This is a genomic window from Noviherbaspirillum saxi (assembly GCF_003591035.1).
Classification (GTDB): Bacteria; Pseudomonadota; Gammaproteobacteria; order Burkholderiales; family Burkholderiaceae_D; genus Noviherbaspirillum; species Noviherbaspirillum saxi.
This window is the reverse complement of record NZ_QYUO01000002.1, coordinates 1181449-1193672: the sequence shown is the minus strand read 5'-3', so window position 1 is coordinate 1193672 and position 12224 is coordinate 1181449. Positions and strand designations below refer to the sequence as shown.

The 12224-nt window shown below is 51.9% G+C and carries 7 protein-coding genes and 1 pseudogene; all 8 read right to left on the bottom strand.

The genetic code is table 11. The features are described 5' to 3' along the window. Positions 1–31: 31 nt before the first annotated feature. The 8 genes and pseudogenes from D3871_RS21150 to D3871_RS21115 all read right to left on the bottom strand — a co-directional run bounded on the left by D3871_RS21150 (position 32) and on the right by D3871_RS21115 (position 12218). Complete coding sequence (locus tag D3871_RS21150; protein ID WP_119771021.1) at positions 32–1291, bottom strand: lipopolysaccharide biosynthesis protein; 1260 nt, start codon at positions 1289–1291, stop codon at positions 32–34. Between the two features lie 486 nt (positions 1292–1777). Continuing rightward, positions 1778–3295: a hypothetical protein gene (locus D3871_RS21145; protein ID WP_119771020.1), complete on the bottom strand. Its 1518-nt coding sequence runs from the start codon at positions 3293–3295 to the stop codon at positions 1778–1780. A 59-nt stretch (positions 3296–3354) separates the two neighbouring features. Then, positions 3355–4614, bottom strand: a complete 1260-nt coding sequence (locus D3871_RS21140) for an O-antigen ligase family protein (protein WP_147376866.1) — start codon at positions 4612–4614, stop codon at positions 3355–3357. A 79-nt stretch (positions 4615–4693) separates the two neighbouring features. After that, entirely contained in the window at positions 4694–6067 is a 1374-nt protein-coding gene (locus D3871_RS21135) for a polysaccharide deacetylase family protein (RefSeq protein WP_147376865.1), read from the bottom strand. After that, the gene (locus D3871_RS21130) at positions 6067–7032 is read right to left on the bottom strand and encodes a GNAT family N-acetyltransferase (RefSeq protein WP_119771017.1); all 966 of its coding nucleotides are present in this window, start codon (positions 7030–7032) and stop codon (positions 6067–6069) included. Before D3871_RS21130 ends, D3871_RS21135 begins: the two co-directional genes overlap by 1 nt. Positions 7033–7243: 211 nt before the next feature. Next, positions 7244–9454, bottom strand: coding sequence for a polysaccharide biosynthesis tyrosine autokinase (locus D3871_RS21125; protein ID WP_158598004.1), 2211 nt, complete (start codon positions 9452–9454; stop codon positions 7244–7246). A gap of 1055 nt (positions 9455–10509) precedes the next feature. Next, positions 10510–10698: pseudogene (locus tag D3871_RS21120) on the bottom strand (transposase); the annotation flags it as partial. An 80-nt stretch (positions 10699–10778) separates the two neighbouring features. After that, on the bottom strand, positions 10779–12218 hold the full coding sequence (locus D3871_RS21115; protein ID WP_119771015.1) for an NAD-dependent succinate-semialdehyde dehydrogenase: 1440 nt from the start codon (positions 12216–12218) through the stop codon (positions 10779–10781). Positions 12219–12224 lie beyond the last annotated feature (6 nt).

Genomic DNA, 12224 nt, shown 5'->3' with positions numbered 1-12224 from the left:
GCCTGAATCGCATTGGCCGAGAAAAATCCGCTTATCCCGCACATTTATTGTTTTCCCTTTCCATTCGGCGCCCTGCAATATCCGCCATCCAAAGGTAGATGCCATACAGGATCAGTTCATTAAACACGATGATTCCCAATAATTGGTCAAGTGGATACTGCTTAGAGGCATAGCGCAAGACGCTCCATGTCGATATGGTGTACGTCACTTGCCACAGCGCGGCTAGCTTGAGTTGTCTCGTAACGGCAAAGACCGAGGTGATCGGCGACACACTCATGCGTATGACTGCGGGAAGCAAGACCAGCATGAGGTAGCCGGAGTCGGTACGCCAGCCAGCACCGAGAAACAACGCGAGCAGGGGTTCGCCTAATGTAGCGACCGCTAGTACTAGCGCAGCACCGACGAGTGCGAGCCCACGCACCGTGTTCCACATCAAGGGCCGTACAGATCGTCCAGCCCGGAAAGCATCAGCGGCATGCTTGTAAAAGACTTGGGATATCGCCATCGCACACAGGATTAATGGTGCCGCGGTCAATCTTTGCACTTGAGAATAATTACCACCTGCCGCATCGCCATAGTTCTGCACTATAAATAACACCGGCATCGCGAGCGCCAGTGTGTCGAGTATTGCTACCGGCAAGGAAATGATTGGGTGCTCCCAGTATCGACGGGCCACCCGTCTGACGCAGACGCTGGCGGGTCGAAGTAGCTGTCGCCACGAAAATGCGAACCCACATAGCGCTGCCGCAAACAATCCGCATCCAAATGCAATGGGCAGGCTGCCGGGCACCATCATGGTCGCCGCAGCAACAAAGCATGCCGGTTGAATGATCCGTAGCAGCGTGGTCTGTGCGAACTGGCCTCGCCAAGTCAGTACCGCGCTGCAAACGGAAATAAACGCTTGCAACGTACCAGTGATCACGCATAGCAACGCTAATATCGGTGCAGAGAGCGAGATCGGCCATGGCAAATAGTGATGCAGGCCGGCAGTGACAGCAACAACACCAAACAAAAGACTGATCGCACATGCCAGTAGACCAAGTCGATACATTGACGGCATTTCGCCCGCTTGTGTCGACGGTAGCGCTGAGTCGAACCGCAGCGCGGCGCCACAGCTGAAGATTCCGCATACGGCGACCAGACTTGCATAGACACCAAACTCAGCAGCCGTGTATTTTCTCGCCATGATCGGCATCGTCAGCAAGTAAATGAGCTGACCAACCACGATACCGCTGGCATTGACGAGCGTATGATTGAGAAACGTATTGCGTGTCTTTACGATATCAGCCATGAAGCGGTCTCTGGCCAATTGTCGCAACAGCGGGAATCAGTTTACCAAGCAGCACGTACTGTCTGCAGAACCGGATGTTTTCCCCAATGATCGAGAGTCGTCTTCGCATTCTTTCTACACAGGTGATTGTAACGTGCCACTGCATCGAGACTAGACATCGCTTTTCCCACTAGATAGTAAGTTAGCTGTGGATCCGTAAAAAAGAAAGTATCAAATTTAGATCAATCGCTTGCAAAAGGACCATATCGGATGTCGCTTTTCGATCGGTTCTTTTAGGTATCATCATCCGGCACGCTGCCATTGCGGCGACATCTTGTGCTAAGCAATATCCCTCCAGTACCTTACAGACGACGAAAGGACCTGATCCACTGTTTGCAGGTAAGGCTACGATGTCAAGGTTTCCGCAATCTTAACTGCTCGGCCAGCGGTCTTTAACATTGCAATGGGCAAGCCATGGCCAGCAGACGATACTGACTTCGATAGGGCTTACTCAATACCAACACCAACCATCGTCGAAAAAAAGGCAAACCGGTTAAGCGCCCGTATGGTGGCCTCTGTATCCTCGCTGAGGCGAGAATAATATCGGCTGACGACCACTGACGATGTATGTTTATCGTTGACGACCATGCCATACAGTTGCTTGCCAAGTGCACCAATTTCATGGCGGTACCTCGCCCAGGTGATATACCCGCCCGTGGCAAAGGATTCACTCATACTGTAAGGAGGAGAGCCTTCCTCGCACTCACCAGTGCCATTATCGTATGCAACGCGGTACCAGCCGTTGGCACCACTCCAGTAGTTCGAGAAAAGAGGTGTAGCCATGTCGCCATTCCATACATTGGCAATCAAATTGTTCGAGAACGCCTGTAGCAACGCTTTTGGTTCCTCATGCGTCCGAGGCAGTTTAAAAACTGTTTGGACCGCTTCCCAGTTACGTGAGAGGGCATCCAACGCGTGAACCAGTCGACGTGCGTGACTGAAGTCCCAGCCAGTGTCGGGCCGAGGCGCCACAGACCTTGCCGGAATCAACATTCTTGGTATTGCATTCGATGTACTGTTGATCGCCTGCACGCAAACGACTGGCTTCTCGACACCTTCATAACCTGCATAGCGGTTATCCGGATACAGTCGCCAGAAGCCTCGGTCGAGATCGGCCACCATGACGCGTGTGCCTTGGTTATTGACGAGAGTTCTCGTTGTCACACGATGCTTAAATAGCTGCAACAACGTAATCAAGTAGTCGCTCGACCGGGTTACCTGCCGGGTGATTGCTGCTACCTGCCCTTGCTTTCGCGACTGCGCTATGCCCGATAACTCTGCATAGATTGCGATATGCCACAATGATTTATCGGAGAACAACAGCGAGAAATTTCCATCGGTCACGTTCTCGGGCGACGCTTTAGCAGCTTGCCGTAGATTTTCAATGGTCTTTTGATTGCCCCATCGATGCAGATGTTCGGTAGCAATTTTGACGGTCGCCACAATGAACGCTTCCCCAGCCGGAGGTAAAGGCCGGTCGGCCAAACTGAGCGCATTGGCCACCGACGCGGCAATGCCGAGAAACTGGCTGCTACAAAGCAGTACCTCCCGATTGAGTAACTGGTTCTTTTCATTGCAAATCTCACCGCCGGTACAGATCCATCGCCGGCCTGCAGAAAGCAGGCTCCCTGGACGAAGTACGTCATATGCTTTATTGATTAGGTCAGCGATTTCAAGTAGACGGGGTATACGTTCACACCGCCTCGCCATTGCAACAGCATTATGCGCGTACGTCTGGAAATCATATAGTGCATACACATCACCTTTTTCGATCAGACGTTTGTCCAGCAGGTTGTGTAACAGATACTTTTTTACCTCTGTGTCCCAAAGGGACCAGACCTGCATTTCGACGTCACCACCGCAGCGGAAGTGATGTGTGCTTTCGCTTGCCCGCGGTGTGGCCATAGCCGCGCCATGAATGGTGCAAGCTAAAGACAAGATAAAGAGCCTGACGAAACGAAGCATGATTGAGGTCCTTATCCTCCCGGTAGACCCAGGACATCACCTCGATATCGCACACACGATTAAGAGAAACTTTGTGTGGGTCTGCAGGTTGTGTACCCGGTTGGAGAAATACATGTAGCTTGGCGAACACGCTGCTGGTATTGCGTATATGCCCCTAAAGCTGCGCCTATCAGCATATAGGTGAACTCCTTAGTTGTGCAAAGGAGGAAAATGGTTACAACAATCAGGCTAAGCGGCAATAATGGCTCAGCAGAGCGCGCTGTTGGACCTGAGGAAAGCAGTCTTTTCGCCAAAGCGCATAGCGGCACCGTAAGAAGCAAGACCAACCATGCAAATCCAATAAATCCGAGGTCTACCCATGCAGACAGAATATTGTGCGCATATTCGCCCTCCCCGCCAATATCGAAATGACTGCCATAGCCACCTAGCCAAGGAGACTTTACAATCGTTTCGATCGCATGAGCAAATGCAACGTTCCTTCCTTCCCAAGAACTCGCCGCTGAAAAATCTAGCAATTCAAGGGTCCTGTTTTCTGGAAAAATCCCAAGCGTGTCGGCAGCCTGCATGTTAAAAAAAGCGATGCAGGATGCTGCGAGGACCACCACAAACAACTTGTGCTTAGCATTAAGTAGCTCCAGTACGGCGATTGCAAGGATGGCGCCTGCAAAGTCGCTACGGGAGCCATTGACAAATAATGCGGCTACCGCAATCAGGTAGACCGACAGGCGAGCCGGTATCGATTTAATAAATGGAATCAATACCAGAAACATCACGAGATAAGACCGTCCGAATCCTTGGTATGTTGCCACGTATTCGTGGTCAATTCCGGGATCTTGCTCACGCAGATAAAAGAAGCCGTCGTTGGCCAAGTTGAATATGAGCGCTGTCATCGTTAACCAGCACAGCAAGACCGTTGCACGCATTGTTCCCGTATCAAAACGTGCAAACTTAAAAACGATAAATACAACAATAAAATGCAATATTGCGACTAAGTGTGATGTCACGACCCTCTCGTCGGCATCGAAAAACACTGAATTTACTGCAATAATGAATACGAAATACAATAGAAAGCCAAAGAAGGCCTGATCGACCCCGGTATGGGCGTTTTTTTCCCGGTAGAGGCCAATCGCATATACGGCACACAAAATGGGCGCCATCGCAATGCAGACTGGCGAAAAAAATCCACCTAAGAGTGGCGGAATTACCCGTAATCCTAGCGCCGTATGGTAGAAAAAAAAGCCTGGAAACAGCATTAGAAAAGCCCAGTTAGCGATCTTTGATGCGGGTGTATTAAGATGTCTCATCGCGGGCGCTTTCATCTCGAATTTAACCTCACTCGCTGAGCTCATGTATACGGCGGCAGCCATTTTGATCAACTGGCACGGCGTCGTGCCGGCTTTACTTAATTATTTCACAGTACAAGTCACGCGCTCGTTCGCCTTCGAGCGACGAGTTATGCCACAATAACGTGAAATTTCCATGAAATTTTTTTGTCGCGCTTTTCAGTGTTCCAATTTCGGACAATGTCTTCTCAGTCAAGCCGTAACCCATGTACACAATAATCGAACAATCCATGCAAATCAGTGGACGCTGCTTGATACGAAGGGGCTGACGCCTATGCAGGTCATACATGGAATATTCGCGGCACGTGCCACATCTGAAACCTATATGATCAGCATAGGATAAGGTGCTATCGTAGCGGAGTCCCGTGGCGTCCCATACGGCCGGTGTTTTTGTCGACCACCTTAAGAAGTGATTGCGCCCGCCTGTGATGGACTGTTCGACTCCGGCACAGCGTAATACCTCTTGAAGCTTATTGAGCCCATGCAGCGTTTTCTCGATGCTCTGGTAGGTGTGATAGCCTGGGTGAAGGCCGATTTCATGGCGTCGTGCATGAATTCGCTTTAACATCGCGATAACCGCCGGATCCGTGATCGCGCACGTATCGTCAAATGCAGGATCAGTAACTTCCGGCAAAAAGTTGAAGGTGACGACGTTGCCTGCGTCTTCATTCCTGTCCATCATCCAGTCGACTGTGAAGTAATACGGATCATGCTGGAAGTCGCCGCGGCGGCTATTCAAATAATTTCGCGCCGGCTTGAACATTTCTGTCAAGGGCCTGTTCCGAACGGCACTGCCCAACGTTGCCCGCGCCATGCGACGAAATGATTTCGCCGCTGGGTGATACGGTTGATCCACATCGCAGCTGACAATGGTTTGATAGCGATGCACACGACGTGTAATCTGGGGCCATAGTAACTTTATTGCGGCCCACAGAATCTCGACATATTCATCAATGATAGGACGCCGAAGCAGGTGTTCCCGGAAAGCCAGGCTGGCATGGGCGGGAAAGCGGTCATGCTGGTCGCGTTGCATGTTGACCGCTTCTTCGTATCTGGACAGCATGAAAAACGCCGAGCCGAAAACATCGAGCCCCAGCGAGGCGTTCGTTCTATCGAAGTGGAATCCGGCAGAGCCGAAGATAATCGGAACAGTATTGTCAATCAGGTCGGGATCAAGGCCGCTTTCGGATACGGTCCATTGTTGCAGTGGTACGGTCGGTTGCGTGTCTGGTTCCATCCACCTGCGATGCGCCATCTTGAAAAACACGTCAGCAAGTTTTAGCGACTTTCCTTCACATTGGATTCGTACCGAGTCTTCTTGATCGTACCGAATTTGATACTCGATACCTAGAAATTCATGAAGCACTACCGAACTTATCCACTGCCGCTCTTCACAACAATTATCAGGAAAACATACGATGAATTGCATTATTGGCTTCTCACGGTATGCATAACGTCGCGCATAAACGACATCCAGGCCGGCGCTTTGCTGATATTAAAATAAGGAATTTGCGTAGCGCCAAAACAGCGTACGAAACGTTCTACCGGTTCCAGTACAGAGCCCTCGAAGTCGAAGCGCTGGGTTACCTGTGCCGCGTCTTGAATGGCATGCCAAAAGCAAAGACTGAGCGCGCCGCTGTGACGCAATGTTGGGTCAGATCCATTGATCAAACCATACGCGCTGTTTTCATCCCAGACGATGTAACAGCCAGCATGGTGGCGGCCTTCCGGATCGATCGCGATGTAATACTTACGGCAGCTTCGTTCTGCACAAGCTGCATCTAGTCTGCGAAGATAGTCGTCCGAATAGGGGACCGACAAGCCCTGACGCTGGAAAGTCATGCGGTTTAACGAAATGAAGTCTTCGATCGGTAGATCGTCACGAATCACAATATGGTAGCGTTGAGTGGCCGTATTACAATTACGACGTACGTTTCCCTGAAAGGCTGACCATAGTTTATGCGGATGGCGCAGGTCGGTAATGACATAGGTATAACGTGTCGTCTGTTTGAAGCCACGCCAAAAAAACGGCAACCAATTTGTATGGTGGTAATGCCAGTTTTGGCTGAAATAGTCAAACTTAGGAAGCTGGTCGATTAACTTTTGCATCAACTCCTTTTCTCGAGCCAGCCTTCTTGCCTCACTGGTATTTGGATCGCCAGGGCGCAGCCATGGACCTAGCGCCTGTGTCAATGCCGGCTGACTCAGCACCGTCATCCCAAAACGACGACGTACCATATAAGGCATCGCTGCGTGAATCTCGCTTCCATATTGGACTAACGCAACATCCCAGCCATCGCTGCCAGCGGTCGCATCGAGCCACCAGCTTCGTGAAAAAATTGGTATCGATGTTTCTGTGGCCGTCAGCTGCCGGTATAACTCCTTCGCGCTCATCTGTCATCCCCATTTCAGCTATTTTCGCTATAGCGCTCATCAACAGTAAGGGTCGACTCGTCACTGTCCTGATGGGACGCATGTCATAGACTTATCTCTGGCTTCTTCGGCAATGCGACCGATCACTGCACAGATCTCGATGGACACCGCTATTGCGCTATCTTGTATAGTCGTGGCACTTGATTCGTGCTCCTCCACACGTTTTTAGTTCCTACGCATACCCATAGCCGTACGCTGACTTTCCTTTCATATCGTTGAATATGGTTCCGGTCACGTCACCGCCCGCTTGCCTTAACCGCCGTACTGCATCTTCGATTTCATTCACGGTGCTTATGCCATCACGCACGACGTTGTAGATTGCACCTGCATGCTTAGCGACGACCATGGCGTCGGAAAAAGCGAGTACCGGTGCGGTATCAATGATGATAAAGTCATACCTAGATACGATGGATTGCAACAATATTCCGAAATTTTTATGGGCGAGTAGTTCCGCCGGCTTTGCCGGAAATACGCCGGTCGATATGAAGTCGACGTTTTCGACCACATTTTTGTGTATAGCGTCGTCGGCGACGGTTTGAGCGGTAATCAATTCCGACAATCCATTTTCCCGCTCCAACCCAAAATAGCGGTGCAGGTAGCCATTGCGCATGTCTGCGTCGATCAGTAAGACCTTCCTGTCTATCGATGCAAGCACGTTCGCCATATTCGCCGACACAAATGATTTCCCGACCGCTGCGGTTGGCCCCGTGATCAGAATAATATTGTTCCGCGACCTGACCATGCCGGACTGCAGCACAGTACGAAATCCGCGTAAGCCTTCGACCGCTTGATCTTCTGGCGCAATAGACGGCAAAACGGACAATTTCTTGGTCCTGCTTTTCATTTGCGCATAAAGGGCCTTCTGCCGCGGGCTGTGCGGAATCGTGGCAGTGACCGGCATGCCAAGTAAGCTTTCCAACATAAAAGGATCAGGCACCTTACCTTTTAATTTCTGCTTGAGTGTGGCGATCAGCGCGCCGAGTATCAGACCGAACAGCGCTGCAAATGAAATAACTGCTAGACGGTCAGGACCGACTGGCACTTTGGGTATAGCCGCAGTATCCAGCAAGCGTGTGCTGCTCAATTGACTCGCGCTCACTTGACGCAACTGCTGCGCGGTGCTGAGCAAGTTAGTGTATAGATCAGTACTGACCTTGAGGTCTCGCGTCGCGCGTAGCACATCCTGCTCGACGGCTGGCATCTTTTTAACTTTACTGTTGACTAGGGCCAGCTGTCGGTTGATATCGTTGATTTGCCCATTGACTGATTCGATCGCCGGATGCCCGTCCACGAAGCGACTTTGCAACTCCTGCCTCTTTTGCCGAAGCTCGACTATTTTTGTCTGAAGTGATGCCGTCTGTTGTACCACTGACTTAGACTCTTCATTTAAGTCAATAGTTGAGTTCGCGTTGCGTATTGCGTTATACCTGACTTCAGCATTCTCCAATTCTTGCTTCAGAACAGGTAATTGCTTATTCAAAAAAATAAGCGATTTTTCAGCTTCTTCTGCACGGTGGTCGACGGTCTGGCGAATATATTCTTTACCTACCTCATTAACAATAGTGCTCACCACTTTTGGCTCTGTTCCAATAAGTCGCACACTAATAATCCCGGTTTGCTTTCCCTTCTCCATGATCTTCAGCGATTTCTGCAAATGTTCGACCGCTTCGATTTTTGAGATACGCGTAACCAAAAACTGCGCACCCGGATTTGCGTGAACACTTTCAACCCGTATTTCAATAGTGCCTTGACTAGTCGGTGCGGTTACCGTTTCATTAAATTTTCCAGTGAATTCGATATCCTGATCAAGCTGCTGCATTCGGTAATGCTGCGGGTCGACTGCAGTCAGGATAAATTTCTTCCCTTCTAGCCCCTCTGGTAAGTTAAAAAGGGAAATGGACGCCTGTTCGGCCCCCCATACATAGCCATTGAACAGTCCATAGCCTGCCAATCCAGGCACCGAAAGATTTTTATTATGGCTGGCGAGCCATGGTCCAATTACAGGGAAGCGCTTTGGCTGCACGGTAATGTAGGACATCGTATTGTCTACCACGCGCGACAATACATTACGTGAGCGCAAAACCTCCGTTTCTGTCGCCGCGCCATTCCTGTTGTCGGCGACAGCGGTTAAGTCGGTCAGAATATTTCTAGGTTGTGGATTGTTTGCATCGATTTGTACCAGAATATTCGCTTCATACCTAGGTGTCGCCATAAATGCATAGGCAGTACCAAGGGCGGCGATAACTACTGCAATGCTGATGATTAGCGACCGTTGCTGCCATAAGCTAGTTATGTATTTCTTCAGTTCGATCGTATTATCACTTTTTTCATCTCTCGTCTGGGAGCGCTGATAGGGGAATCTTGGACGATAATATTCATTCATAAGACGCATCTTTAATAGAATATTGGGCATTGAATAGCAGCCATACACCTTTGCAATCAAGAATAAGACACGGTGCTACGACGGTACTGATATGCAACTCCCGGCCAGAACGCCGTTGCTGTTATGACTCTTTTAATGTAGCGCAGCCAGATGAAAAAATAAGTCTCAAATTTCGATCATCTCTTCACGAAACTAATGAACATATGTGCTGTTTCGATGGATTGCTTAGTTTCTGCTAACTTAAAATTGCAAGAAAGAATTGCGTCTTGGATTTCCATTGAACGCGGTACAGGTGGTCGGGATAATAGTGCTTTCCTGCAACATTCTTTGTGCTCTTCTTTATATCTACAGGGATCGATTTGCTGCGTTCTTGGGCAGGCGAGCGCTCAGGTAACTTCGAAAAATCGAAAGATGTTCCATCAAGAATACATGCTTATCGGTGCAGCGCGATCTGCATACATCCGGCGCTCCTGCATTTTCCCTCTTAAATGTATTGCGGTTGTCAAAGACTCTGTATTGGTAAACTTTTGAGGTCGTCTTCTTTCGGAGCCTCGTTCCATCCCAGCCGGCACTAGGATCCGTCAGAAAACAACGTGGTGACCGGTTAGAAATAGGGGCGCAATAGATTGTATGGCGTCGCTGATGAGGAGGCAGCCATGGCAAATTCATCGATTCATCAGTGCACCTGTCCAATCTGTCGATCAGGTCAGCGGCAACCAGACCGGGCCTACCACCATCACATTAACTTCCTCATGAGCCGGTTAAGCGAGCCGCAGCGGCGCTGGCTCGTGGCGCTTGAAGCTATGCGGATCGGTCATGGCGGTAAGCAACTGATGGCACAGATCACCGGCATGAGTCCAATGACGATTCTACGCGGATGCGTCGAGCTGGCGTCTGATCTAACGCATTGTCCGTGTGCGCATCTGCGCGTCAGGCGGCGGACGTCCAACCGTTGAAGATAAGGATCCTGAAATTAAATTACCTCCGGCAAAGCCGGAGGTTTATGGTTGTAGCACCTCAAAGGCGCAGGAAAACCATGAGCCCTCCTGGGACGGCTACAGCCCTAATTTCAATTGGTCGTAGCGTTCATCTTCCTGCTCCTGATTCCAAATGTAAGCACCGACCATTTCATCATCTAGGCCAACCGTCGATACGAAATAGCCTCGCGCCCAGAAAACTTCGCGGGTGAAGTGGCGTTGCCGTCCGCCGAAGTGCCGTGCGTTCGCAATCGCGTTTTTCCTTTTCCCCCGCCAAAGCGGGGGACTCACCTCAATGAGTTAAAAATTAAACGCACATAGGATCATTAGCTTGAAGGCCTCATAGGTCAGGCGTTCATCACCGCCACAGCGCGCACATTCAGATAAGCCTCCACCGCTTCCGGTCCGCCCTCGGAACCGTAACCGGAATCCTTGATGCCGCCGAAGGGCATTTCCGCCGATGGCAGTGCGGGCATGTTTACCCACAGCATGCCGACCTCGACTTTACGCGCCAGCAGATCGGCATTCTTCAGCGAACGCGTGAAGGCATAGCCGGCCAAGCCATAAGGCAGGCGATTGGATTCGGCGATCGCTTCTTCCAGCGTGTTGAAGCTGCGAATCGCTGCCATCGGGCCGAACGGTTCATCGTTGAAGACCTTGGCGTCCAGCGGCACGTCGGCCAGGATGGTCGGTTGCCAGAAGTTGCCGTCGGCGCCGATACGCTCGCCGCCGGCCAGCACCTTGGCGCCGCGCTCGACCGCATCCTGGGTGAACTCGGCCATGGCGGTCAGGCGGCGCGGATTGGCCAGCGGTCCCATCTGGGTGCCTTCGGCCAGGCCGTCGCCGATCTTCAACCCTTGCGCATGCTTGACCAGTGCTTGTTCGAAGTCGTTGCGGATGCTTTCATGCACCAGGAAGCGGGTCGGCGCAATGCAAACCTGTCCGGCGTTGCGGAACTTGGCGGCACCGGCCGACTTCACGGCGAGCGCAATGTCGGCATCGTCGGCAACGATCACCGGGGCATGACCGCCCAGCTCCATCGTCACGCGCTTCATGTGCTGGCCGGCCAGTGCGGCAAGCTGCTTGCCGACGGGGGTGGAACCGGTGAACGTGATCTTGCGGATGACGGGATGGGCAATCAGGTAGCTGGAAATTTCTGCCGGATTGCCATAGACCAATCCCAGCACGCCCGCCGGGATGCCCGCATCGGCGAAGGCTTGGATCAGCGCGGCTGGGCCCGCCGGCGTTTCTTCCGGCGCCTTGACCAGCATCGAGCAGCCGGCTGCCAGCGCCGCGCCGACTTTCCGCACCACCTGGTTGATCGGGAAGTTCCAGGGGGTAAAGGCGGCGACCGGGCCGACCGGATCCTTCAATACCATCTGGCGGATGGCCAGATTGTTACGCGACGGCACGATGCGGCCATACACGCGAAAGCCTTCTTCGGCGAACCATTCGATGATGTCGGCGGCGGCCAAGGCTTCGCCCTTGGCTTCGGCCAGCGGCTTGCCCTGCTCCTGGGTCAGGACGCGGCCGATGGCCTCGGCGCGCTCGCGCATCAGGCCGGCGGCCCGGCGCATGATCTTGCTGCGTTCGGCCGGCGTCATGTCGCGCCAGGTGTCGAAACCTTTCTGGGCGGCTTCCAGTGCCTGGTCCAGCTCGGTCCGGCTGGCGTGCGCGACGTGTCCGATTTCCTTGCCGGTGGCCGGGTTATGAACTGCAAGCGTGCGGCCATCGGCGGCGTCTTGCCACTGGCCATTGATAAATAACTGAGTGTTCGGATAAGTCATGGTGTG